Source organism: Micromonospora sp. CB01531, from assembly GCF_001905095.1.
In the GTDB taxonomy this organism is placed as follows: Bacteria; Actinomycetota; Actinomycetes; order Mycobacteriales; family Micromonosporaceae; genus Micromonospora.
Genome location: NZ_LWLS01000138.1, coordinates 226,544 through 251,320 on the forward strand (window position 1 = coordinate 226,544; position 24,777 = coordinate 251,320).

Annotated in this window: 20 protein-coding genes; 7 read left to right on the top strand and 13 right to left on the bottom strand. The window is 67.8% G+C overall.

Features of this window, described 5'->3' with window-relative positions; genetic code table 11:
* Window positions 1–217: 217 nt before the first annotated feature.
* Together A6A27_RS41200 and A6A27_RS41205 are read left to right on the top strand one after the other, a co-directional pair.
* Window positions 218–2,065 (top strand): 2-oxoacid:acceptor oxidoreductase subunit alpha, encoded by a 1,848-nt coding sequence (locus A6A27_RS41200; protein ID WP_073840063.1) that lies wholly within the window; start codon window positions 218–220, stop codon window positions 2,063–2,065.
* A complete protein-coding gene (locus A6A27_RS41205; protein ID WP_073840064.1) occupies window positions 2,058–3,092 on the top strand; it encodes a 2-oxoacid:ferredoxin oxidoreductase subunit beta in 1,035 nt (344 codons plus the stop codon). The genes A6A27_RS41200 and A6A27_RS41205 overlap by 8 nt, the downstream gene beginning before the upstream one ends.
* 78 nt (window positions 3,093–3,170) lie before the next feature.
* On the opposite strand, the gene A6A27_RS41210 is transcribed toward A6A27_RS41205, so the two are convergent.
* The 3 genes from A6A27_RS41210 to A6A27_RS47040 all read right to left on the bottom strand — a co-directional run bounded on the left by A6A27_RS41210 (window position 3,171) and on the right by A6A27_RS47040 (window position 6,444).
* Window positions 3,171–4,934 (bottom strand): trypsin-like serine protease, encoded by a 1,764-nt coding sequence (locus A6A27_RS41210; protein WP_073840065.1) that lies wholly within the window; start codon window positions 4,932–4,934, stop codon window positions 3,171–3,173.
* A 374-nt stretch (window positions 4,935–5,308) separates the two neighbouring features.
* On the bottom strand, window positions 5,309–6,325 hold the full coding sequence (locus tag A6A27_RS41215) for a potassium channel family protein (RefSeq protein WP_073840066.1): 1,017 nt from the start codon (window positions 6,323–6,325) through the stop codon (window positions 5,309–5,311).
* Window positions 6,322–6,444: a hypothetical protein gene (locus A6A27_RS47040; protein ID WP_274534630.1), complete on the bottom strand. Its 123-nt coding sequence runs from the start codon at window positions 6,442–6,444 to the stop codon at window positions 6,322–6,324. The genes A6A27_RS41215 and A6A27_RS47040 overlap by 4 nt, the downstream gene beginning before the upstream one ends.
* Window positions 6,445–6,484: 40 nt before the next feature.
* On the opposite strand from A6A27_RS47040, the gene A6A27_RS41220 reads away from it, so the two are divergent.
* Entirely contained in the window at window positions 6,485–7,069 is a 585-nt protein-coding gene (locus A6A27_RS41220) for a helix-turn-helix domain-containing protein (protein ID WP_073840101.1), read from the top strand.
* 136 nt (window positions 7,070–7,205) lie between these two features.
* The gene (locus A6A27_RS41225; protein ID WP_073840067.1) at window positions 7,206–7,799 is read left to right on the top strand and encodes an ATP-dependent Clp protease proteolytic subunit; all 594 of its coding nucleotides are present in this window, start codon (window positions 7,206–7,208) and stop codon (window positions 7,797–7,799) included.
* Between the two features lie 257 nt (window positions 7,800–8,056).
* Here the strand turns inward: A6A27_RS41225 and A6A27_RS41230 are convergent, their stop codons facing one another.
* Window positions 8,057–9,838 carry an adenylyl cyclase gene (locus tag A6A27_RS41230; RefSeq protein ID WP_073840068.1) on the bottom strand — a complete coding sequence of 594 codons (1,782 nt, stop codon included), beginning with the start codon at window positions 9,836–9,838 and terminating at the stop codon, window positions 8,057–8,059.
* 127 nt (window positions 9,839–9,965) lie between these two features.
* On the bottom strand, window positions 9,966–10,328 hold the full coding sequence (locus A6A27_RS41235; RefSeq protein ID WP_443190043.1) for a winged helix-turn-helix transcriptional regulator: 363 nt from the start codon (window positions 10,326–10,328) through the stop codon (window positions 9,966–9,968).
* Window positions 10,329–10,444: 116 nt separating this feature from the next.
* On the opposite strand from A6A27_RS41235, the gene A6A27_RS41240 reads away from it, so the two are divergent.
* A complete protein-coding gene (locus A6A27_RS41240; protein ID WP_073840069.1) occupies window positions 10,445–11,290 on the top strand; it encodes an SDR family oxidoreductase in 846 nt (281 codons plus the stop codon).
* A gap of 54 nt (window positions 11,291–11,344) precedes the next feature.
* Here the strand turns inward: A6A27_RS41240 and A6A27_RS41245 are convergent, their stop codons facing one another.
* Together A6A27_RS41245 and A6A27_RS41250 are read right to left on the bottom strand one after the other, a co-directional pair.
* Window positions 11,345–12,121: an HAD-IIB family hydrolase gene (locus A6A27_RS41245; RefSeq protein ID WP_073840070.1), complete on the bottom strand. Its 777-nt coding sequence runs from the start codon at window positions 12,119–12,121 to the stop codon at window positions 11,345–11,347.
* 169 nt (window positions 12,122–12,290) lie between these two features.
* Entirely contained in the window at window positions 12,291–12,968 is a 678-nt protein-coding gene (locus A6A27_RS41250) for a VOC family protein (RefSeq protein ID WP_073840071.1), read from the bottom strand.
* 89 nt (window positions 12,969–13,057) lie between these two features.
* Between A6A27_RS41250 and A6A27_RS41255 the strand changes: the two genes are divergently transcribed.
* Window positions 13,058–14,005, top strand: coding sequence for a helix-turn-helix transcriptional regulator (locus A6A27_RS41255; RefSeq protein WP_143194444.1), 948 nt, complete (start codon window positions 13,058–13,060; stop codon window positions 14,003–14,005).
* A gap of 180 nt (window positions 14,006–14,185) precedes the next feature.
* A complete protein-coding gene (locus tag A6A27_RS41260; protein WP_073840073.1) occupies window positions 14,186–14,641 on the top strand; it encodes a VOC family protein in 456 nt (151 codons plus the stop codon).
* A gap of 233 nt (window positions 14,642–14,874) precedes the next feature.
* On the opposite strand, the gene A6A27_RS41265 is transcribed toward A6A27_RS41260, so the two are convergent.
* The 6 genes from A6A27_RS41265 to A6A27_RS41285 all read right to left on the bottom strand — a co-directional run bounded on the left by A6A27_RS41265 (window position 14,875) and on the right by A6A27_RS41285 (window position 24,765).
* Entirely contained in the window at window positions 14,875–15,423 is a 549-nt protein-coding gene (locus A6A27_RS41265) for a hypothetical protein (RefSeq protein ID WP_073840074.1), read from the bottom strand.
* Window positions 15,410–15,604 carry a hypothetical protein gene (locus A6A27_RS41270; protein ID WP_073840075.1) on the bottom strand — a complete coding sequence of 65 codons (195 nt, stop codon included), beginning with the start codon at window positions 15,602–15,604 and terminating at the stop codon, window positions 15,410–15,412. Before A6A27_RS41270 ends, A6A27_RS41265 begins: the two co-directional genes overlap by 14 nt.
* A 52-nt stretch (window positions 15,605–15,656) precedes the next feature.
* Window positions 15,657–16,283 (bottom strand): hypothetical protein, encoded by a 627-nt coding sequence (locus A6A27_RS44035; RefSeq protein ID WP_143194445.1) that lies wholly within the window; start codon window positions 16,281–16,283, stop codon window positions 15,657–15,659.
* A gap of 218 nt (window positions 16,284–16,501) precedes the next feature.
* Window positions 16,502–17,008: an SUKH-4 family immunity protein gene (locus A6A27_RS41275; RefSeq protein WP_143194446.1), complete on the bottom strand. Its 507-nt coding sequence runs from the start codon at window positions 17,006–17,008 to the stop codon at window positions 16,502–16,504.
* Between the two features lie 318 nt (window positions 17,009–17,326).
* The gene (locus A6A27_RS41280) at window positions 17,327–17,884 is read right to left on the bottom strand and encodes a hypothetical protein (protein ID WP_143194447.1); all 558 of its coding nucleotides are present in this window, start codon (window positions 17,882–17,884) and stop codon (window positions 17,327–17,329) included.
* A 269-nt stretch (window positions 17,885–18,153) separates the two neighbouring features.
* Window positions 18,154–24,765, bottom strand: coding sequence for a golvesin C-terminal-like domain-containing protein (locus A6A27_RS41285; protein WP_073840078.1), 6,612 nt, complete (start codon window positions 24,763–24,765; stop codon window positions 18,154–18,156).
* Window positions 24,766–24,777 lie beyond the last annotated feature (12 nt).

Below are 24,777 nucleotides of genomic sequence, written 5' to 3' on the forward strand. Positions count from 1 at the left end.
GCATACAGCCGGCCGAACAGGTCCCACACGTCGGACCTCCACCAAGGTGGCCCTAACGGACCGACGTAGGCTCTGACGTGAGAAATGGAGCGGGCCGAACCGGGCACGGACGGCTCGCGGTAGCAGCGCGTCAAGGAGGGCACGTGGCCGGGCAAGGCGGGGTCACCATCATGTTCAGCCGCCCGTGTGACGGCGCTGAGCGAAGCGAGGTGCGGGCGTGACCAAGCAGATCCGTCAACTGGACCGGGTGGTCATCCGGTTCGCCGGCGACTCCGGCGACGGCATGCAGCTCACCGGTGACCGGTTCACCTCGGAGACGGCCCAACTGGGCAACGACATCTCCACGTTGCCCAACTTCCCGGCCGAGATCCGGGCCCCCGCTGGCACCTTGCCGGGCGTGTCGAGCTTCCAGGTGCACTTCGCCGACTACGACATCCTGACCCCCGGCGACGCGCCGAACGTGCTGGTGGCGATGAACCCGGCCGCCCTAAAGGCCAACCTGGCCGAGCTGCCGCGCGGCGCGGACATCATCGTCAACACCGACGAGTTCACCAAGCGCAACCTGGCCAAGGTGGGCTACACGACCAACCCGCTGGAGGACGGCTCGCTCTCCGGCTACGTGGTGCACCCGGTCGCGCTGACCTCGATGACGATCGGCGCGCTGGCCGCGCACGAGGTGTCCAAGAAGGACGCCGAGCGGGCCAAGAACATGTTCGCGCTCGGCCTGCTGAGCTGGATGTACTCCCGCCCGTACGAGTCGACGCTGCGCTTCCTGGAGCGCAAGTTCGCGGCCCGCCCCGAGCTGGTCGCGGCGAACGTGGCCGCCTTCCGGGCCGGCTGGAACTTCGGCGAGACCACCGAGGACTTCTCCGTCCGGTACGAGGTCAAGCCGGCCAGCATGGTGCCGGGCACCTACCGGAACATCACCGGCAACGCCGCGCTGTCGCTGGGCCTGGTGGCCGCCGGCGTCCGCTCCGGTCTGCCCGTCTTCCTCGGGGCGTACCCGATCACCCCGGCCTCGGACATCCTGCACGAGCTGAGCAAGCACAAGCGGTTCGGCGTGATCACCATGCAGGCCGAGGACGAGATCGCCGCGGTCGGCGCGGCGCTGGGTGCGTCGTACGGCGGATCGCTCGGGGTCACCACCACCAGCGGTCCGGGCGTGGCGCTGAAGGGCGAGACCATCTCCCTGGCCGTGGCGCTGGAGCTGCCGCTGGTGATCGTCGATGTGCAGCGCGCCGGGCCGTCCACCGGCATGCCGACCAAGACCGAGCAGGCCGACCTCAACATGGCGCTCTACGGCCGGCACGGCGAGGCCCCGGTCGCGGTGATCGCACCGAAGTCCCCGGCGGACTGCTTCTACGCCGCCCTGGAGGCGGCGCGGATCGCGCTGACCTACCGCACCCCGGTGATCCTGCTCTCCGACAACTACGTCGCCAACGGCTCCGAGCCGTGGCTGCTGCCGGACGTGGCGAGCCTGCCCGATCTCCGGGTCGACTTCGCCAGCCGGCCCAACGGCGAGGACGGCACCACCTTCCTGCCGTACCTGCGGGACCCGGAGACCCTGGCCCGGCCGTGGGCCGTCCCGGGCACCCCCGGGCTGGAGCACCGGATCGGCGGCCTGGAGAAGGCCGACAAGACCGGCGACATCTCGTACGACCCGGCGAACCACGACTTCATGGTGCGGACCCGGGCGGCGCGGATCGAGACCATCCCCGTGCCGGACATCGAGGTGGAGGACCCGGACGGCGACGCCCGGGTGCTGGTGCTCGGCTGGGGCTCGACGTACGGCCCGATCGGGGCGGCCTGCCGTGGCCTGCGGCAGCGCGGGCTCTCCATCGCCCAGGCGCACCTGCGCCACCTGGCCCCGATGCCGGCCAACCTGGGCGAGGTGCTGCGCGCGTACGACCGGGTGGTCATCCCCGAGATGAACCTCGGCCAGCTCGCCCACGTGATCCGGGCGAAGTACCTGGTCGACGCGATCGGCTACAACCAGGTCCGCGGCCTGCCGTTCACCGCCGCCGAGCTGGAGACGATGCTGGAAGAGGTCCTGAAGAATGTCTGAGCCCATCGCCCTCAAGCTCACCGCCAAGGACTTCAAGTCCGACCAGGAGGTGCGCTGGTGCCCCGGCTGCGGCGACTACGCCATCCTGGCGGCCGTGCAGGGCTTCATGCCGGAGCTGAACATCCCCCGGGAGAACATCGTCTTCATCTCGGGCATCGGCTGCTCGTCCCGCTTCCCGTACTACATGAACACCTACGGGATGCACTCGATCCACGGCCGCGCCCCGGCGATCGCCACCGGCCTGTCGGTGACCCGGCCGGACCTGTCGGTCTGGGTGGTCACCGGTGACGGCGACGCGCTCTCCATCGGCGGCAACCACCTGATCCACGCGCTGCGCCGCAACGTCAACCTCAAGATCCTGCTCTTCAACAACCGGATCTACGGCCTGACCAAGGGGCAGTACTCGCCGACCTCCGAGGTCGGCAAGATCACCAAGTCGACCCCGGTCGGCTCGGCGGACGCCCCGTTCAACCCGCTGTCGCTGGCGCTCGGCGCGGAGGCCACCTTCGTCGCCCGGACCATCGACTCCGACCGCAAGCACCTCCAGTCGGTGCTGCGGGCCGCCGCCGAGCACCAGGGCTCCGCGTTCGTGGAGATCTACCAGAACTGCAACATCTTCAACGACGGCGCATTCGACCAGCTCAAGGAGCCGGCTACCCGGGACGACTACCTGATCCGGCTGGAGCACGGCCAGCCAATCACGTTCGGCAAGGACGGGCAGTTCTGCGTCGTCCACCCGCCGGGCGGCTTCGGGCTGGAGGTCCGCGACACCGCGGCCACCCCGGCCGAGGAGATCGTGGTGCACGACGCGGGCGTCACCGATCCCGCGTACGCCTTCGCGCTGTCCCGGCTGCCGGGGGCGGACCTGCGCAACACCCCGATCGGCGTGTTCCGCTCGGTCACCCGCCCGGCGTACGACAGCGTGGTGCAGGAGCAGGTCGCCACGGCGAAGGCCACCATCGACGAGACGCCGGAGCAGCAGCTCGCCGGCCTCCTCGCCAGCGGTGACACCTGGACGATCGGCTAGCGTCCCGACGGAGAGGCCAGGAAAGGGCCCGCGACCTGTGGTCGCGGGCCCTTTCGTTGAGCTGTGGAGCGATCCCGGTCAGAAGACCAGGTTGTAGGAGCCCCAGCCGGTGGCGATCACCTGGCCGCGGCCGTCGATCCACTTGCCGTGCCCGTCGGTGGTGTAAATGCGCATGCTGTTGGTGCCGTCGACACCCAGCATGTCCACCATGTTGTCGCCGTTCCAGTCACCCGGGGTGAGGATGTTCTTGAACCCGCCCCAGCCGGTGCCGATGAGCGTGCCCTTCGGGTTGGTCCAGCCACCCGTGCCGTTGGACTGGTACAGCTTCAGCTCGCCGACGCTGGTGCGGCCGATCAGCACCTCCAGGCCGTCACCCTTCCAGGCGCCCGGGGTGAGGAACAGGTTGAACGTGTTCCAGCCGGTGCCGATCAGGGTGCCCTTCGGGTTGTCCCAGCCGCCCTGGCCGTTGCTGGTGTAGCGGATGAGCTCGCCCTTGGAGTTGCGGACCATCAAGCTCGGGCGGTTGTTGCCCAGCCAGTTGTTCGTCACCATCAGGGCGGTGAAGCCGCCCCAGCCGGTGCCGATCAGCTTGGGGCTGCCGAGGAAATTGCCGGTGCCGTCGGTGTTGTAGATCCACAGCTCGTTGGCCGTGTTCACCGCCATGATCGACGGCTTGTTGTCGCCGTTCCAGTTGTAGACCCGGAAGACGCGCTTGAAGCTGCCCCAACCGCTGCCGATGATCCGGCTCGACCAGATGCCGCCGTACCCGTCGTTGAAGAACCCGCTACCCAGAAAGAGCCGCAGGTTGCCGGCCGTGTCCCGGCCGATCAGGTCGGTGTGGCCGTCGCCGGTCCAGTCGGCGTTGACCAGCGGCGGGCGGGTGTAGTCCGCCTTGATCGCGTTGGAGTAGTAGCCCAGTTCCTCGTAGAAGCCCGGGTGCTCACCGCAGTTGCCGTAGCCCCAGTCGGTGAGGCCGACCTGCTTGTTGTTCACCAGCAGCGGGCCGCCGGAGTCGCCGCCGCAGGTGTCGGCGGACGGCGCGGCGGGGGTGCCGTTCCCGGCGCAGAGCATCCGGTTGGCGTCGTACCCGATGCCGGCCCGGTTGGCGTCGGCGGCACAGTAGCTGTCGGTCTGGATCGGCACCGACGCCTTGCGCAGCCGGGTGTCACCCTTGACGTTCGGGTCCGACGTCGTGACGCCGTACCCGACGATGTCCGCCATGTTGCCGGGAACGTACGCCGTCTCGCCCTGGGCGCTGAAGGTGACCGGCGTGTACTCGACCGGCAGGTCCTTCTTGAGCGTGAGGACGGAGACGTCGTCGAGGATGGTCTGCGCCGTGCCGGCGTACTGCGCGGCGATGTTCCAGCTCTGGTGGGTCCAGGTGGAACCGACCTCCGCGACGTAGCCGGCGGTGGTGATGATCTTGCCGTCGGCGTCGAGAAGCTGGTCGTGCCCGGCGATGACCCGGGTGGTGCCCGCTCCGTCAGCGGTGCAGTGCGCCGCCGTCAGCACCTTGTTGCGGGCGATGATCGTGCCGGTGCACCAGCCGTAGCCGCCCCCTTCGAGGTAGGTGACGACCCCGACGATGTAGGGGTAGTCCGCCGCGTTGACGGTGGTGCCGCCGACGATCCGCGGAGTCGCGCCAGTGCCCTTCGACTGGAACCGGGGACCGTACGCACCGGGGGCGGGCGGGGTGAAGTTCCCCTCCCGGAAGTGCGGCAGCTTCGTCGGCCGTTCGGCCTGGGTGGCGCTCCCCGCGTCGTACGCGCCGCCCGCCGGGGCGGCCTGGACGACCGTTCCCGGCGCGACGATCGCCGCACCGCCGAGAGCGATGCCGGCCACAATTCCGGCCGCCCGTCGCCGTCGGGTTCCTGCGTTTTCTGCCTCTTGAGCCATAGTTTTCCCGTCGTTTGGTTACCGAGGCACTCGAAACTGCCGTCGCGACGCGGCACCCAGCGGAGGCTGAGAACGAGACACACGAGCTCCATGCGCTCGCGTGACAGTGAATCCCCCGTGCCCGGGCCAAGGTAATGGCGCCGGCGACCGACCGGTTGCCGCGCCCGTTGGCAGTTCCAAGCGGCCACACGCTAACAAGTCCGCGCCGAAAGATAAACATCCAAGTGGTTGATCGTGAATGTCCGACCGACCCTTGGTCCGGCATATCGCGGAACCCGACCACCTGGCCCGGCACCCGAACGCGCCCGACGGCAACCGGATCAGGGTGCGGCGGCCGTGGCCTGGGGGCGGTCGTCACGGACGTACACGACCATGTCTCCGGTCTCGATCTCCGCACCGGCCCGGTCGGTGAGCGTCACCACCCGGCCCCGCCGGACCAGGGCGATCACCAGGGAGTCCAGTTCGCGCGGCGACCTGCCCACCTCGTCGCGCTCCGCCGAGCGCATGGCCAGCGCCATGCCCTGCCCCGGGGTGAGCAGGTCCTCCACCACGTCGATCAGCGGCGGGGCGGAGGTGGAGAGGCCGAGCAGCCGGCCGGCGGTCGCCGAGGAGACGATCACGTGGTGCGCGCCGCTCTGCTTGAGCAGCGGGGCGTTCTCCGCCTCGCGTACCGCCGCGATGATGCGGACCTGGCCGGCGGTGAGCTGCCGCACGGTCAGCGCCACCAGCACCGAGGCGTCGTCGCTGTCGGTCGCGATGATCACCGCGCGGGCCGTCCGGATGTGCGCCTGCTCCAGCACCGCCGACCGGGTCGCCGAACCCTCGATGGCGACCAGCCCGGCCGAGGTGGCCTGCCGCAGCGCGGCACCGCTCCGCTCCACCACCACGATCCGGGACTTGTCCGTCCCGTTCTCCAGCAGCGCGGAGACCGCGCTCCGGCCCTTGGTGCCGTAGCCGCAGATGATGACGTGATCCTTCACGGTCCTCCTCCATCGCGACAGGCGACGGCCGGTCCGGTACTGCTCGGTCAGGACTTCCAGGGTGGTGCCGACCAGAATGATCAGGAACAGCACCCGGGCTGGGGTGACGAACACAACGTTGACCAGCCGCGCCGAGGGGCTGGCCGGGGTGATGTCGCCGTAGCCGGTGGTGGAGAGCGAGACCACCGCGTAGTAGAAGCAGTCGAGGAGGGTCATCCCGTCCTCGTTGACGTCACGGTAGCCGTCGCGATCGAGCCAGACCGCGGCCACCACGGCGCAGACCAGGGCCAGGGCGGCGAGCAGGCGCAGACTGAGCGCGCTCAGCGGCCCCCGCCGTTGCGCGGGAAAATGGATCACTGGCGGTCCTGCTCCGCCACGGTCACCTGCACGAGCACAAGATAGCCGTTGCGGCGGGCGCCGGCCTCCCGGGTCGCGGTCCGCGCCCGCGTGACGTGCCCGGCCGCCGGACGGGGCATGATGGGGACGTCCCGGGACGACGACCGCGAGGAGGCCCGCATGTCGTTGCTGCGACGGGTGATCGGCGGGGTGCTCCGCCGGGTACGGCTGCGGCAGGGCCGGACGCTGCGCGAGGTGGCCCAGGCGGCCGGGGTGTCGCTGCCGTACCTGTCGGAGGTGGAGCGCGGCCGCAAGGAGGCCTCCTCGGAGGTGTTGGCCGCCATCTGCCGGGCCCTCGGGATCCACCTCTCCGACCTGCTCGAGGAGGCCCGCGACGAGTTGCGGCAGGTCGAGCGGCGGACGCCGGTGACATCGGGGGTGGCCCTGGCCCGGCTGGACCGGGTGCCGGCGACGCACGCCCCCCGCACCGGCCCACACGTGCGGGTGGGTGGTGCACCCCGGCTGCACGTCGCCCGGCGTCCCGCCCTGCCGACGCCGCTGCTCGGCGGGTCGCTGCGGCTGCCGGAGGCCGCGTTCCCGCTCGGCGGCGCGAGCCTCGGATACCCGTCGCCGACGACCGTCGGGTCCGGCACCCGGGTCTGGCTGTTCCCCGCGCCGACCGACGCGCGGCGTCGCCCGCGTACCTCGGCCACGCTGGCCAGGCGGCGGGCCCGGGCGGGCCGGCGGCGACTGGCCGCGGCCTAGGGCCCGCCGGTTCTGCCAACGGCGGATCTGCCGCGGGCAGAAACCCTGGGCCCGGGGCCACCGTCCGCCGGACGCTGGAGACCGCCGGTTCCCGGGCGGCCCGTCGCCCGCCGGTGGCACGGAGGGTGGTCAGGTTATGGGGTACGGCATCTGGATGCTGGACGAGGGGCAGCCGTCCCTCGGCGACCGGGTCTTCGAGCGGCTGCTCGCCGAACGCATCATCTTCCTCGGCACCGAGGTCACCGACGCCTCGGCCAACCAGATCTGCGCGCAGATCCTGCTGCTCGCGGCCGAGGATCCGGAGCGGGACATCCTCCTCTACATCAACTCGCCGGGCGGCTCGGTCAGCGCCGGGATGGCCGTCTACGACACGATGCAGTACGTCAAGAACGACGTGGCGACGCTGGCGCTCGGGATGGCCGGCTCGATGGGGCAGTTCCTGCTCTGCGCCGGGACGGCCGGGAAGCGGTTCGCCCTCCCCCACTCGCGGATCATGATGCACCAGCCGTCCGGCGGTTTCGGTGGCACGGTCGCCGACATCAGCATCCAGGCGGAGAACATGCTGCACGTGAAGCGGACCATGCAGGAGTTGATCGGCCGGCACAGCGGGCGCCCGCTGCCGGAGATCCAGCGCGACTGGGACCGGGACCGCTGGTTCACCGCCGAGGAGGCCCGCGAGTACGGCCTGATCGACCAGGTCGTCACCCGAGCCGAGCAGCTCCCCGCCTGACCACCGCCTGTCGGCACGGGGGCGACCGGCCGGGCGCGCGTGGCACAGATCGCCCGGAACGTGCGCGGGCATCGGCGACGGCCGGTGCCGGACACGCCCCCTCGATCGCGTCCGACACCGGTCGCGGGTGGTGGCCGCGAAGGCTCGATATGCATCGGAGCCTATGGTCGGGACGGCGCCTGTGCACGGTGGAGCGGGCACAGCGCCTTCCGGTGAATTTTTGTTACCTCACCGGCGCGCCGCGCCCGCGCCCCGTCTCACGGGTAGCTGATCACCGGGCTGGTCCCGTACGAGCCGACGACCGGCGTGCCGGCCTCGTTGATGGTGCGTTCGATGCCGCCGCTGCCGTCGAGGAAGACGGTGATCGCGTCGTGGAACCGCACACCGGCCCGGCGCGGCGCCTCGATCGCCCGGTCACAGCGGATGTCGACGCCCTCGTTGAAGTACGAGTAGACCCCCAGCCCCCACGCCTCGTGCGCGCGGACGTGGTCGGCGACCTGGTACGACGCCCAGCCCCGCCCGGTCGGGCTGTGCCAGGCAGCCTGGCTCGGCGGGTCGTACGGCAACTCGCTCTGATAGAACACGGTCCGGCCGCGCTCACCGTTCCAGACGGTCTGCCACCGCTGGTAGTGCTCGACGAAGAGCCCGTACGCGGTGACGTCGTCGCCGTTGACCACCACTCCAGTGCCGGCGGTGTTGACGGTCCAGCCGATGGTGCCCGGCTTGCCGTGGTCGCCGCGCCAGGCCCAGATGTTGTCGATCAGGGTGTGCCGGCTGTTCACCACCAGGCTGGTGACCGCCCGTCCGGCCGAGGGTCCACCGATCCGGAAGAAGACGTCCTGGAGCGAGATCGGGTTGGTCGCGTGCGACCGGTGGCTGTTCCGCTTGCCGACCTCGACCAGCACCTCCGACTCGACCGGCCCGGCGTCGACCAGTACCCCCGCGATGCGTACCCCGTCCACGTCCTCGATGCGCAGGGCCGCGTCGCCGGTGGTCGGGGCGAGGCTGGGCATGCCGAGGCCGAGCACGACGGTGTCCGGGTGCTTGACCCGCAGTGCCCGCTCGAGGTGGTAGACGCCCGGGGTGAGCAGCAGGTGTCGACCCCGGGACAGCTCCTGGTTGATCCGCTGCGCGGAGTCGGTGGGCCTGGCGACGAAGAAGGCGGACAGCGGCAACGAGGGTACGACCGCGCCCCAGCTGGTGCCGGCGGTGTCGTGCCGGAGCCCGGGTACGGCCACCCGCCAACGGCCCGCGCCGTCGACGAAGAGGTACGGCTTCTCCCGGATGACCGGGCTGGCCGGCAGGGTGGTGTACGGCGGGTTCGGGAAGCCCTGCGCGGGCGCGCCGAGCACGCCGGAGAAGACCTGGTTCCAGACCCCGTTGGTCCAGTCGCCGCCGAGTTCGCTGTCCCGGGTCAGCCACTGCTGCTGAGAGCCGTTGATGGTGATGCCGTCCACCTTGGAGTCGGCGATGTAGCCGCCGCTGGAGTAACCGCCGTTGCCCGGCTCCAGCCAGAGGATGCCCTTGATGTGCACCCGGCGCATCGGGGACGCCTGGGAGACCGCCCACTGGTTCGACCAGTCGGTCGGGGTCACGGCGAGGTTCTCCACCGAGCGCCAGAAGTTGGTGAGGGCGGAGATGCCGGCCGGCGAGTTCGGGTCGGGCTGCCCGATCACCCGTACCGCGCCGTGGATCTCCACGTCGTCGGGGTGGGCGCCGAGTCCGGCGACGGTGGTGTAGTAGCCGAGCTTCGCGTTGACCTCGTACCGGCCGGGCTTGAACAGCACGGCGTACCGGTCGGCGCCCATCTCGTTGCGTTCCTGCGCGGCGAAGAGACGGTCCAGGGTGGACTGGATCTCCTCGGCCGGGGTGGTCGGGTCGTACACGAAGACGTTGGGGCCGAGGTCCGGCTCGGCGTCCTCGGGATGGCCGGGCGCGGCGGGGGCCGGGAGAGCGGGGAGCCCGAGGCCGGTGAGGGACACGGCCGAGGCGGCGGTCAGGGTGAGGAAGCGGCGGCGGGAGGGGTCGAGTGGTCTCATCTGCCTGCCCTGTCGGTGGTGGGGTAGGTATCGGCCGCGAGAGCCGTGAGAGCGCTCTCTGGGCCGGGACGCCCTGTTCCTACCCCATCGACGCCGATCGCGCCAGGGTGCGCCGGTTCCGGAACCGTCAGCGGGCGTCGTAGCGGACCCTGGCGGCCTCCACCTCGTCGAGGTGGGTGGTGGCCCATGCCTCCAGGCCGGCGACGAGGTCCAGCAGGCTGCGACCGAGGTCGGTGAGCGCGTAGTCGACCCGGGGCGGCACGCTGGCCTGCACGGCACGGGTGACGAGGCCGTCGCGTTCCAGCCCGCGCAGGGTCTGGGTGAGCATCTTCTGGCTGATCCCGTCGATCCGCTCGGCCAGTTCGCCGTAGCGCTTCTGGCCGCCGGCGAGGGTGAGCACGATCAGCACGCTCCACCGGTCGCCGATCCGGTCGAGGACCTTCCGGCTGCCGCAGTTCCGGTTGAACGGGTCCGCCTGCACGAGCTTCACTCTCCTTTGGTGCGTATCGAACTTGAAGGTGCCTACTCTCCAACGGGAAGTAAGGCTGCGATGTTCCCGTTGCTGTGCGAAGACAGTGTTCTCAGCACCGACCGCAGGGAGTTCCCATGTCCATCGTCGTCACCGGCGCCACCGGCCACCTCGGCCGCCTGATCGTCCAGTCGCTGCTCGACCGGGGCGTACCGGCTGACCAGATCGTGGCGGCCGGCCGCGACGTCGACCGGCTGGCCGGCCTCGCCGGGCGCGGCCTGGCCACCCAACGGGTGGACTACGACGACGCCGAGTCGTTGCAGGCCGCCTTCGCCGGCGCGGAGAAGCTGATGTTCGTCTCCGGCAGCGAGGTCGGCCGGCGCGTGGTGCAGCACGGCAACGTGATCACCGCCGCCAAAGCCGCGGGCGTCGGGCTGGTCGTCTACACCAGCATCGCCAAGGCGGACACCTCCAGCCTGCTGCTCGCCGCCGAGCACAAGGCGACCGAGCAGCTGATCCTGGACTCCGGCCTGCCGCACGTCTTCCTGCGCAACAGCTGGTACCTGGAGAACTACACCGGGCAGCTCCCCACGTACCTCCAGCACGGGGTCGCCGGCGCGGCGAACGACGGCCGGGTCAGCGCCGCCACCCGCGCCGACTACGCCGAGGCCGCCGCCGTCGTCCTCACCACCGAGGGGCACACCAACCGGGCGTACGAGCTGGGTGGCTCGCCGTTCACCATGACCGAGCTGGCCGCCGAGGTGTCCCGGCAGAGCGGCAACAGCGTGTCGTACCTCGACCTGCCGGTCGACAAGCTCACCGAACTGCTGGTCGCGGCCGGTGTGCCGGAGGGGTACGCGGCCGTGCTCGCCGACGGCGACCGCGGTCTCGCCCAGGGCGACCTGGAGGTCGGTGACGACCTGGCGAAGCTGCTCGGCCGCACGCCGACCACGCTCGCCGAGGCGATCCACGCAGCGCTCTGAGGCGCCTGGGAGACGGGCCTCAGCACGCGCTGAGGCCCACTTCCGGCTCGGCGATTACGCCCGCTGGGCGTGCCGCCGGACCAGGTCGTCGACGAGCACCTGCACGTAGTCGGCCGTCTCCTCCCAGCAGGTGACGGCGTGGCACTGGATGCCCATCGCCTTGACCGGGTAGTCGTTGCCGCCGTGGTCCAGTCGGTCGCCGACGAAGAGCACGTTGTCGTGCTTCAGGTCCAGGCACTCCAGCAGCTTGCGCATGCCGTACGCCTTGTCCACGCCCTTGCGGGTGACGTCGATCGAGGTGGAGCCGCCGCCGCGTACCTCCAGGTCGGGCAGCTGCTCGGCGACCGCGTCTCGGAGCCGCTTCTTCTTGCTGCCGTCCGGGTCCCAGCCGTACTTCTCCTGTGGCGGGGCGGACTGACCGAGCGCCGAGAAGGTGATCTGGCTGCCCCGGTCCTCGATGATGTCGCCCCAGGTCCGGTCCTCCCAGAGGCCGAGCGCCTTCGCCGACTCGGTGAGCGCCGCGACGATCCGGACCTTGTCCGCCTCGCTCAGGTCCTCGGCGTAGACCAGCCGCCAGTCGCCGTCCCGCCAGCGGTAGTAGCGGGTGCCGCAGGTCGGCATCAGGTGCAGCCGACTGCGCTGCTCCTCGGTGAGCTCGAGGTGGGCCAGCACCTGCGCCTCGAACTGCTCGAACCGGCCACCGGAGATGATCAGAACGTCCACCTCGGTGAGCAGGTGGCCGAGGAGTTCCGCCATGCGACGATCGATCTGCGACTTGGAGACGGCCAGGGTGTCGTCCAGGTCGAACGCCACCACTCGAAGATCGTTCATCAACAAACCACCATGTCGTCGCGGGCAGGCCAGGACTAGCAGGGTACCGATGTGACACCCTCCGCCGGCCGCGAGTCCGGAACGTGACGGTACGCAGTCCTCCCGCGCGGAGCGTAACAGCGCGGCGCGTGGGCCCGGGCCCGGACGACACGGCAGCACCCGATCGGCGTCACGTCGCACCGCCGCCACCCGGCCAGCCGGCCGTGCCGACACAGGCCTCGTTGCCCTCGGGGTCGGCCAGCACCCAGTTCGACGGCGCGTCCGCGTCGCTGACCAGCCGCCCGCCGGCCGCCAGCGCCGCCGCCACCCGGGCCTCGGCCTGGTCGTACGGGACCCAGACGTCGACGTGGACCCGGTTGCGTTGCGGTCGCGGCGCGTCCATCGCCTGAAACCAGAACGCCGGCCCCCGGCCGCGCGGGTCGACCAGGTCCTCAGGGCTGCCGGCCCGGTGGACGTAGCCGAGCAGGGCACGCCAGAACGGCGTCACCGCCGGGCCGACCTGCGCGTCGATGGTGACCTGCACGGTCTGCACGGCCGACGGGTCGGCGGGTATGCCCAGCTCCCGGGCCACCGCCGAGATCCGCCGGGCCAGCTCGAGGTCGCGCCCGGTCAGCCCGTAGTAATCGGACGTGAGAGTGATCAGCCGGACGGCCACCCCGCCGTGCCGCAGGTCGACGTCCGGATGGTGGTTGTCGAGGCCGGGCAGCTCGCCGATCGCCTGGACAAGGCGGGCACCGGCCGCGAACGAGCCGGTACGGAACCAGGCACACGCCCCCTCGCCCAGCACCCGCCATTCCTCGACCCCGGCGGCCGCATGGAACTGCCCCGGCGTGATCCGCTCCGACAACGTCTTCTCCCTCGGGATGCGGCTCGGTCCACCGAGTCTCACCCGAGTTCCCGACACCCTCTGTCGTATACGTCGGCAAACATGGGACCGTGCGTGCGTCACGGATGATGACCCTGCTATTGCAGCTCCAGGTGCGCGGCCAAGCCAGCGGGCGGGAGCTGGCCCGGCAGTTGCAGGTCAGCGAGCGTACGGTGCAGCGCGACGTCGAGGCGCTGGTGGCCGCCGGCATTCCGGTGCGGTCGAGCCGGGGGCCGGCGGGTGGCTACCGCCTCGACCGCAGCTACCGCACCCGGCTCACCGGGGTCGGCCTGGACGAGGCCGGCGCGTTGGTGTTCCTCGGGCTCGCCGGCCCGGCCGAGCAACTCGGGCCCGGCGAGCTGCTGGAGGGCGCCCGGGTCAAGGTGTGGGCCAGCCTGACCGGCGAGGCCCGGGAACGCGCCGGCCGGACCGCCGAGCGCTTCCACCTCGACCCGGCCCGCTGGTACGGCGCCCCCGAGCCGGTGCCCTGCCTCCCCCAACTCGCCGACGCGGTCTGGCGCGACCGCCGCGCCCGCATCGAGTACGTCCGCGACGGGCGGCCCACCACCCGCGAGGTCGACCCGCTCGGGCTGGTGCTCGCCGCCGGCGACTGGTATCTGGTCGCCCTGCGCGACGGCCGGCGACGCACCTACCGGGTCTCCCGGATGCGCGCGGTGGACGTCCTTGACGAGCCGGTCGCCCGCCCGCCCCGGTTCGACCTCGCCGGATCGTGGACCGAGGCGCGCCGGCCCCTGGAGGACGAGGAGCCCGCCGTCGAGGTCACCGTACGCGTCGCTGCCCGGGCCCTGCCCCGCCTGCGCCGGCTGGTGCCCGCCCCCGGGAAGGACCGGGTCCCGGTCACCGCGACCGGGGCGGTCGAGCTGACCATCCCGTTCGAGAACGAAGGGTTGGCGCTTTCGGCACTGCTCAGCCTCGGCGCCGCCGTAAAGGTGCTGGCACCGGGCCACCTTCGGGAGCGGGTGGTCGAGGAGCTACGCGCTGCCGTGGCTCAATACTGATCACGTGGTGCTGTCGCGCCCGCCCATGATCAAGCCCGCTGGCCACGTTGCCGGTCGGTGATGGCGGACCATTCCCCGTCGGGCGGGAGTTTCTGAAGCCGCGTATGTGGCGACAACAGAGCTGGGAGGCTGACGGAGACCCCTACGTCGGCAGGACCAGGCGACCGCGAGGAGAGCCCGATGGTGGACCGCGACGATCTTCCCGCACCACGGCAAGGTCTGGTTGTCACACACTTCCTCACCGTGCGCGACGTCGCCGTCTCGCGGAAGTTCTACGCCGACATCTTCGGTGGGCAGATCGTCCTCGTCGAGAACCCGACGATCGTCAAGATCGCCAACAGCTGGATCATCATGAACCCCGGCGGCGGGCCCACCCCCGACAAGCCCGACATCACCCTGACCCCGCATGAGCCGGGCGACCCGGTCTCCGCGTTCCTCAACGTCCGGGTGGCCGACATCGCCGCCTTCTACGCCGACGCCCGGGCCAAGGGCGGGCAGTTCCTGACCGAGCCGCTCGACCGCAAGGCCGAGGTGCGCTGCTACCTCCGCGACCCGGACGGCTACCTCATCGAGATCGGGCAGGCCACCGGGATGCTGCAGGGCGTCTACGCCGACCCGCCTGCCAGTTCGAGCTGATCGTTCCCGCCCTGGGCGGTGGCCGCCCCGCAGAGCAGCGAGCCCAACCCCCGTGTCGCATGTGTGCGGCTATTCCCCGGCTAACCGATGAGCTCTGGGACTGATCGGTCAATGTTGATGGTCAGCGGACCGTCCGGCTGGAAGCCCGGAAGACCCACAGCGCGATCGACCGACGCCAACCATTCGGGGAGCGCCGACTCCACCAGGTCGATGGATGTGGTCACCGGCGAGTATCAAATATCGAAGGCACGAATTCTGTCACCTATCTCCATCCTTACGTACTGCCACCGGAAACTGGCGCGGTCCGCGGCGCGCAGCGTCAACTCGGCATTATTCATGGAGGCGACGAATTTCTCCGTAACACCGATCACCTCAGGATCGGTGTTACGACTAACGAACGTAAAGACATTCTCCACCTGCTCACCGCACGAGAGATACGACCTGAAGTCCGATGCTTTCTGCACCGAGGCGAGGTCGGCATCGAGCAGCCAGGCAGATTTTCTCAAGCAGAAGGTCGGGCCCTCCCCTTCCGGCTCCCGCCCCAGGGAAGAGTCGGTCCGGTAGACCCCCGTGACGGAAACAGAGCTGCCCTCATCGATCATGACCGTCAACCAGGGCTGGAACACCAGGCGATCCCCTGAGAAGGAGGCACTGATCATTCGAATTCCGGCCAGCTTGGCTACGGCGATGCGCTTGAGCGTGCCAACGTTCTGCAGGAGGCGAGGCGATCGCATCACGCTGAAGCCAGGGTACCCAGCCTCCGAACCTTCACCCTCGCTCACGGGACCCATCCTTCAATATGTTTCCGAAAGAAGAAGGCGTTGTACGGCTCCGTGGCCGGTAGATGAACTGCGAGTGCTCCCGGCCGCCGTCGTCCTTGTGCTTGATCTGGGTCAACTGCTGACCCCACGGCGCGTACTGGTACGACTTCTCCGCCTTGCCGGCGACCTCCTCACACAGCACCCCCGGGCATCCACAATCCCATCAGCCGCTCGATGTTCTTCGAACATCAACATCACCAACTCGGAAAGACGGCATAGCAAAAACCGAACCGATTTGCAACGCGACTGTCGGGGGCCAACGGTTCGCTAGACGAACGGCGCCAGATTACTACCTTTCGATTTACCTTTTTCGCGTACTCGTCTGCCCATCTCCTTGCTTGGAACAGCACGGGCGGGCCACCCGGCGATTGCTTGGTACTAGCTTTCAGGGACTCACGCAATCGACTAGCCAGAGCCTGCTCACCCGCGTCCTCGGCAAGGATCAAGGCTTGAACGCGTCGTCCGACATAACTGCACTTATCCTGCCAAGCATAGATGTCGCCACGCACGACTTCCGACTCCGACGCAAGGACATTGATCAAGCCCCGTCTACCCTTGAGGAAATCCTGCTCTGCGCTTATAACTTTCTGAAAATAGCTGACTTCCTGATCCTCAAGTACCTTCCTCGCCGGCCAGGGAATGCCCCGCAGCCTTAGTCTCAGGCGCATCGCCATGCGACCAAACTCGTCCATCAGTGGCCCTAGTCGAGCGTCGCCGACGTTCATGACCGCCTTCACCAACCCGACTGGATCCTCTTCCAGCCAGGCGATAAACTCCAGATCGCCTTTTTGCCATGTGGCACTCCCACGGCTGGTGACCATGGCACCCTCGGGTACCCGAGCCCGGCCAACTGCCGCCAAATGCTCGCTGCCGAAACCCTTCCCATACCAATCCTAGAACTTCAACCACCTGCGCTTGGCACCCGGGCCACTCTGGCCTCACTCCCGTGCTGCCAGACGGCGGCGAACATCGCCGGTACTCACCAAGAGGTCTTGACTTACTCCTGCGCTTTAGCGCATCTGCCGACGGTCGGCATCCGTCAGCTGATACTGCCGTCGTCTGTGTAATCGCCGATCGCAACGTCATCGATCAGGGACCGCCAGAAGCCCGGTTCATCTGCCAACGCTGACGGGTCGATGCGCGGAATTTCATCCTCCAGCGCTTGTGCGATTTCTTCCGGATCCGGCTGCCCCGGCCCTTGTGCGCCAACCTCATTCTTAAGATCGAAAACGGCCAAGTAGTCCGCAAGGAGTTCGGGTGAATCGTTCACATGCAGTTCGGTCGACTCGTTGGCGACCACGAACTTAACTGCCCCAGTAGCGCAGTCCACGTAGTAGGCACCAACGTCGTCGCTGTCCGACGCTTCACCGATTCTTAGCAACTCCCGATTCGCCAACCGCAAGACCGCGCTTCTCCCCGACGTCTCGCGAGCCATGAATAAGACGTGCATGACGGGTAGACCAACTTCAACGAGAAACTCACGGGTTGCAAGCTCTCGCACGCGCTCGACGTAGCCTGCTGAGTAGCGGAAGTTGTCGGTCGTCATGTGCGCCCTCACCTCTCCGTCACTGAGTTGCTTGTTGCGCCCGAGGATGTGGACGGGCTGATTGATTCCCTGTTGGCGGGATCGATCCACCGTACGTCCAGCTAGGCTAGCCGCCGCTCCCGTTAGGCTAGTGGCGCTCTCAGCCGTATTGACCCGGCCTTGTCAGCTACCGAAGAATGCTTGCCGCCGAAACCCTCTCGCCCAAATGTCTGCGAGTTGGCGATCCTCCGACCACTCACAGCGCGTGCATCAATTTGCCGTCCTCTTTAGATTACAGGTCGATGACTACTCGCTTACAGGCGACCAACGGCCGGTCAGTCAATAGCGCCGGACATACGCCTCGTCCAGGCTGGCTCCAGCCATGACATTGAGAGCGATACCGGCAGCTACGCCTATCCAGCCCTGGTGACTTTGTGCCAAATCAACTAGAGCGGCGCGATCGGCACCGGAAAGAGCCCGACGTAGGTCGTGGGTGGTGTCAAGGCCGATCTCTGAGCAAATCCAGTGCGCCACGATCACCGCATCACCAACGGCCTTGGGGTCTGCGGCGACTTCGGCAGCAATGTAGGGCAGCCCTCCATCGTTGGCACCGTACCGTAACGCGAGGGCGACCAGCGTACGACCGGCGAGCCGGTCGTACGGGTCGCGGTCGACCCGCCGCCTGGCATACTCCTCAAGCTTGAAGATCGTGAGGCGATCGTTGGCCCGCCCCGACCAGAAGTCGTCCGACCGCGGCAATGCAGCCAGGTCTCCCATGGTGACCCGCAGCGGTGCCACCAGGCGCTCTACGATGTCAGGATGTCCAACGGCTTCCGCCGTATCCCTCAGAAAAGCAGCGACCAGGGCGACCTGCTGCTCGACCTCCGCAGTCGTCATGATCAACAGCACCTTCCGTGAGGCGTCGCGACCGAAACCTGCATCCGTCTGTGGCGGTGGGGTGCAGAGGGTGGCCGCAACCATAGCAAGAGCAGGTAGTCAGCAGGAGCGACCACCGCGGCCAGCTTGCAACAACAAGGAACGGGCATCGCCAGAGGAGCCCGGGCCGGGCGCAACATCTGTCGCGCCTCGGCCCGGGGCCATTCCATCGCCAGGCATCTACCGTCATGCTTCAACGGGCAGTAGATCTGGACGCGTTACCCTCTCCGCTATTTCCTCCGATATATCAGTGTCTCCAGCAGTTCCGCGGCAATTTTGCCGCCATCGGTGCGCTTCATTGTTCCGTAGGCATGGGCCGGATCGAGCCCGGTGCGGCCTACCAACTCGAAGCCGGCGTCCTCAATCTGCTGGGCACTCGCCCGCCCGTACTTGTTCTTCTTCATCACGGCCGTCACCTTGAGAATGCCGCCCGGCTTCATAACACGCGCCGTTTCCGCGCTCACCGGATTGTAGCCGTACGGGTTCATCGCGTGCACCTCGTCGAAGGTGCCGTTCTTAAAGGGAAGGGCCTTCGCATCGGCGACCACGTCCACGCCCGGCTTCGCCGCGATGTCGACGTTGACCGCGCCCGGCATCGGGTTTTCACCCGAACCGAGATTGAGCTTGTTCGGATCGGCCGTCTCGCCGTTGATCGGGCAGGCGTCGTTGTGGGCGAGTACGGGAGTCTTGCCGGCGAGGACGTAGTAGGTGTGCTGTCCGTCGACGGTGAAGTTGTGTACTCGCTGGACGCGGGTCTCGTGCCGGATGGCAGCGATCTGGACCCAGGTGCCAGATGACGTCTGGAGCCAGGCGCCGACCTTGAGCTGGCCGGCGGTCACCCAGACCCCGGAGTCCGGCAGGTAGAACCGGTGACCGTCAGTCGCGACGATCGTGCTGGTCTTGTCACCGGACTTGCCGTCGGTGTCGACGACGATGGTGACCAGCTTCTTGATCCCATCACCCTGGATGAGCTGGGTGACGGGCCGGCTCTGCTGGTCCGCCGATTCCACGTCGGTGGCCAGAACCCGGTCCCCGACCTTCACTTCCTCGATGGGCTTGCTGCTCCCATCGCTGAGGAGCACCTTCGTGCCAGGGACAAAGCTGTTACACGGGTTCTCAGTCTTCGGGTTGGGAGTGTTGGTGGGAAGTGCCTTCGATCCGTCCGTGGTTGCCTCGACGGCCTTGCGGGTGTCGTTGGCGGTGTCGATGCCGTCGGCGATCTTCTTACCCGTCTTGGCCAGTTTGGCCGCAGCCACCGCGTTGCCCGCGAGGGGGATGGCGGAGGCCATGGACATCGCCGCGTCGACGTAGTTGCCCTCGGCCAGATACCAGATGCCGTTGGCGACGTCGGCGACCTCACCGATCACCGGCACCATTCCGGCGACGTCGAGGGCGGCGTGGCCGATGTCCGACCACGACATCCCGAACAGGTGCCCGTCCAGCTCGATGAAGCTGATCGGGTTACCGCCGGCGAACGCGTACCGGTTGCCGGTGAACGGGTCCATGGCCAGACCCATGTCCGCCATGGCGCCGCCGTAGGTGTCCCGGGTCAGGAACCGGTTCAGGCCCGGATCGTAGTTCCGGAACCCCATGTCGTAGGTGCCCGAGCCCGCGTCCCACCGGGAGGCGTTGAACCGGAATGCGTTGTACGGCTCTTCACCCTCCGGCTGCGTGCCCGGCTTGTCCACACCGGTGAACTGGGACTCGTCGTCCTTGCCGTACGCCGTGTAGCCGTAGGTGGCGCGGGTGTTGCCGTTCTCCTTCGTAATGCCGATCACGTCACCACGCGGCCGGTAGATGAACTGCGAGTACTCCCGGCCGCCGTCGTCCTTGTGCTTGATCTGGGTCAGCTGCTGACCCCACGGCGCGTACTGGTACGACTTCTCCGCCTTGCCGGCGACCTCCTCACGCAGCACCTGGTTGTCCATCCCCAGGTACGTGAACAGCGTCGTCTTACCGGCCGCCGTCTGCGACACCGTCCGGTCGAACGGGTCGTACACGTAGGTCGTCGACTTGGCGTTCGCACCGACACCCGCGGTGGTCTTCGCCGTGCGGTCGAAACCGTCGTAGTAGTACTTCTGCGCCCGCTCACCACCGACCGACACAGTGTCCAGGCGGCCCAGCGGATCGTAGTTGTACGTCGACGTCACCCCAGCCGTGGTGGTGGAGTGCAGCCGGTTCCGGTCGTACTTACTGGTGCTGGTGACACCCTGGATCGTCTGCGACACCGTGTTGCCATTGGCGTCGTAGACGTACGACTCCGTCGAGGTGCTGTCACCGGTCTTGTCGAGCCGGCTGATCCGGTCCTGCGGGTCGTAGGTGAAGGTGTAGGTGTTGTCGATGTAGTCCGACGAGTTGTCGGCGTTCATCAACTTGAGCACGTCCCGTGACGGGTGGCCGTTGGCCTGGTACTCCAGCGTGTGCTCGGCGACGGTCGCCCCGCCGGAGGTCTTCTCCAGCTGGTGCTTGGTGGCGCCGTCGAGGTAGTACTCGAAGTCCACGGTGTTGCCGTTGGGCTTGGTCTGCTTGAGCAGCTGCCCGCGAGCGGTGTAGGTGAACGACGAGATCTGCTGGTTGCCCGCGGTCGGCGAATCGGCGTTGGTCACCTTGGCGACCATGTCCCGCGCGTCGTACTCGATCTTCGACCAGGTCAGGTCGTGGGTCGAGGTGAGCGGGTTGCCGTTGTCGTCGTACGTCAGCGCCGTGGTGTTCTTCGGCGTCGTGTCGGTGGCGCCGGTGAACTCCTTGACCGTGGAGATCTGGTTGAGCTGGTCGTAGGCGATGTCGTACCGGCTGATCTTGGCCCCGGGGCTGAGGTCCTTGACCTCGACCAGCAACCCGTTCGGGTTGTACTTATAGGTGAACTCCTTCTTCTCGTTGTCGACGTCACCGGCGTTGTCCCGCACCAGCTTGACCGCGTCGGCGAGCACCTTGCCCGTCGCCTGGTCGGTGAGGGTGATCTTCTGAATGCCGTCCTCGACGAAGGAGTAGCTGCCCAGGCTGATCCAGGTACCGCTGTTCTGGGTCTGGTTCACCGTCTTGGTGACGCTGCCACCGTTGTGGGTGATGGTGAACTTCGCGTCCGTCGCGGCACCGGTGACCTGCGGGTGCTGCACGAATACCTCGTAGCTGCCGTCCCGGGGGACGTTCAGCTGCCAGTTGAACTGGGCCGAGCCGCTGCCCGCCGGCGCGGTGGCCACGTCGTAGCCCCACTGCCCGGTCGCGCCGCCGTTGGTCCAGGTGCCCTGGCTCGCGGTGTTGTTCGAGTCGGAGTTGTCGACCAGGATCACGTCCTTGCCGACCGGCAGGCCGTCCTCCGACCGTCCCTTCTCGTTGCCGGACGGGAAGTAGTCCCAGGTCATCGTCCGGGTGGTCGACCCGCCGGCCGAGCTCAGCGTGTTCTTGGTCTGCTGGCCCAGATCGTTGTAGTCGTACGAGTTGACGATGTCCCACGGGTCCTTGGACGTCCTGGTCCACCCGTTGTCGTAGTAGGTGTATTCGGTGTCGTTACGGACCGTCTGCCCCTCCGACGGCGGCGCGCTGACCTTCGCCAGGTTGCCGATCTCGTCGTAGGTGTAAAAGGTCTTGTCCGGCGTGTTGTAGCGGCTGTCGTCCTTGTCATAGGACGACCACTCCTCCTTCTTGCGGTTGAGCGTGTCGTAGACGGTCACCACAGCGAAGTCGTCGGCGTCGTCGGTGGTGTTCACCCCGCGCGGGGTGATCCCCTTCGTCTGGTTGCCGACCTGGTCGTACTCGTACTTGGTGGTGCGGTAGGTGATCGTGCCGGCGCCGTCCTTGGTGTGCGGCACCTTCGACTCGATCAGCGCGCCGCGGGCGTCGTACGTCGCCAGCGACTCGTTGCCCTCGGCGTCGGTGGTGCCGAGGGTCAGGCCGTCCTTGTCGAATCGGGCGGTGGTGAACTTGCCGAGCGCGTCGGTGGTCTTCACGACCCGGTGGTTCCAGTCGTACTCGTACTTGGTCGTGAAGTCGTTTTCGACGCTGGCGGTCTTCTTCGCGTCGTACAGGACCGTGACGTTGCCGACGTTGTCGTACTCCGAGACCACCTTCTGGCCGAGGCCGTTGGTGACCTCGATCGGCTGGTAGATCGCGTCGTACTTGGTGGTCGTGGTGTAGTCGCCGACCTCGGAGGTCAGGTTGCCCTGCGGCTCCGTGGCGGTCAGGACGTTGCCGACCTTGTCGTACGTCGTGGTGGTCTTGCGCTCCGGGTCGGTCGCCAGGTCCTTCGGCGCGTACGACTCGATCACCTGGTCGGCCTTGTCGTAGACCGAGGTCGACGCCGTCCCGTTAGCCGCGTACGCCGTGACGATGTTGTCGTTGGCGTCGTACACCGAGGCCTTGGTGGTAATGAACCGGTTGTTGGCCGCGTCCATCGGCTCGACCTTGTCCTTCGGCCGCCCGAAGGTGTCGTACCCCTGGGTGACCTTGGCGTTCTTACCGTTCTTGACCTCGAGAACGTTGCCCCGGTCGTCGTAGGTGAAGTACGAGAACCCGTTGCCGGCGTCCTTGATCCTCGCCGGGTAGCCGCTGGCGTGGAAGTCGAGGTACTCGGTGGTGTTGCCGTTGGCGTCCTTGGCGGCGACGAGCTGGCCCCAGTCGTCATAGGTGTTCCGGCTCGTGTAGTCGCCGTCGGTCGCCGTGGTGTTGCCCACCGGGTCGGTGACCGTCTCGACGTCACCCTCGGCCGTGTACGTGAAGGTCCACTTCCGCCCCTCCGAGCTGGTCTTGCTGACCACCTCGGCCACGTACCCGTTGAGCTGGCGCTGGTAGGTCAGCACCGTGCCCGGCCAGCTGTTGCGGACCGCCTCGGCGTCCTTGACCTCGGTCGGGTAGCCGGTCTTCGGGTCGTATGCCCAGGTGGAGACCGCTCCGTTGGCCTCCTCCAACCGGATGACGTTGTGGTCGTCGTCCCAGCCGAGCTTCGTGACCTCGTTCTTCGCGTTGGTCGTCTGGTACGCCCGGCCGTAGCCGTCCAGTAGGTACTGGGTGGCGTGGTTCTCGGCGTCGGTGACCGTGGCGTTGATGTTGTTGCCCTGTGGGCCGTCGGGGTCGACGTAGCCGAACTGGGTGAGGTGGCCGAGCCGGTCGGTGTAGGACTTGGTGGTCCAGTGGAACTTCGGGTCGTCGCCGTTCTGGGGGTAGTTGTAGGTCAGGCTGGTGGCGTTGCCGCGCGGGTCGGTGACCTTGACCAGCTTGACGTTCTTGTTCCCCTGCGTCATGTCGTAGGCGAACTTGAACGTCTTCGGCGCACCGTCGGTCGACCCGGCTCCGTCGATCAGCTCACCGAGCAGGCCCTTGTCGGTGTAGGTGAAGGTGAGCTTGCGTCCGGAGATGTCGGTGATCTGGGAGATGTGATCGATGATCTTCGGGTTGGTCAGGTTGGTCGCGGACTTCCGCGTCCAGGTGGTGTCGTCGATGTAGTCGAACGACTGACCCTTGGCGTAGTAGTCGACGGTCAGCGTCTTCCGACCGGTCGGGTCGGTGATGTAGCGGAGGAACTTGGTGGGCTTGTTGTTGGACTTCCGCTCCTCGTAGGTGAAGAGCATCTCGTTGCCGTTGTTGTCCACGATGCTGGACAGGAAGCCCTCGCAGTCGTAGAAGAACTGCGTCCGGTCCGGCCGGGTCAGCACCCACGCCCTGCGTTCCTGGATGTTGGGCTTGCAGTCCACGCTGCTGTTCTTCTGCAGGTAGAGGTGAACTCCCTTGGGGCTCTTCCACTCGTTCGCGGCCGCGTCCCAGGTGAACCAGTGGCTGGTGCCGTCACCGTCGGTCAGGGTGACCTTGGTCGGGTTCGGGTTCGGGTGGAAGTCCAGTGGTGCGCCGAGGCGCATCATCGACGAGGCTTGCAACGACCATCCGTAGCCGGCGACGGTGTCGGATGTGTCGAGGGAGTTGTAGGACATCCGCACGAACGTGGACAGGCCCCGGGAGGGGTTGCTGAACGCGTTGTACGACCAGACGGTGTTGCCGGCGTACAGGTTGTTCATCAGGGTGCCGCCGGCGCCGGTGTTCTTCCCCGCGTAGGAGTAGAACTTTTCCAGACCGAGCTGGTCGGAGGTGGGTTCCTCCACCGCGACGTTCTGCGGCAACGGCTGGATCGCCGGCGTGGTTTCCGACAGTTTCTTGCCGGTCAGCTTGTTGCGCAGGTCCCACTTGAGCACGTAGTCGGTGCGCTTGTTGCCGTCGGTCGACGACGGCGGGGTCTTCACCTGGGCGTTGACGTCGACCGTGCCGCCGGCGGGAACGCTCTTGGGCAGCGGGGTGACGACCTCGAAGCTGGGGTCCGCGCCGTCGGTGGTGCCGTCGGCCCGCTTCCAGTCGTAGCCCAGCTCCCAGTCGGTCGGGTTCCAGGTGGTCAGGGTCGGGTTGGACAGGGTCACCGGCACCGTGTACGTGGCGTTCGCGGTTGCCACCGTCGGGGTGGACGCCGCGTAGTAGGTCGACTCGCCGGTCTGCTCCAGATAGGTGACTTCGAGGGTCGGGCGCAGCAGCGGTTCCTCACCCTCGGAGGAGAGCAGCATCGCCCGGGCGGTCTGGTTGACCTCGTCGCGCTGGCGCAGCAGCAGGCCGTAGTTGCTGGCCGGGGTCTTCACCCAGCCGTCCACGGCGGTGGTGACGTCCCAGGTCTCCCACTCCGGGTCGTTGGTGAAGCCGTTGAAGCTGGCCTTCCAGGCGGTGTCGTAGTCACCGCCCGGCGCGGTCCACGCGTTCAGCCCGTCGTAGGTGTTCCAGGTCGCCTTCGTCTCGTTGAAGCTGCGCTTGAGCTTGTAGACGTCGACGTACTCGTCCTGGTCCGTGCCGGGGTACAGGTAGGTGTTGTACATCCGCAGCTCGGC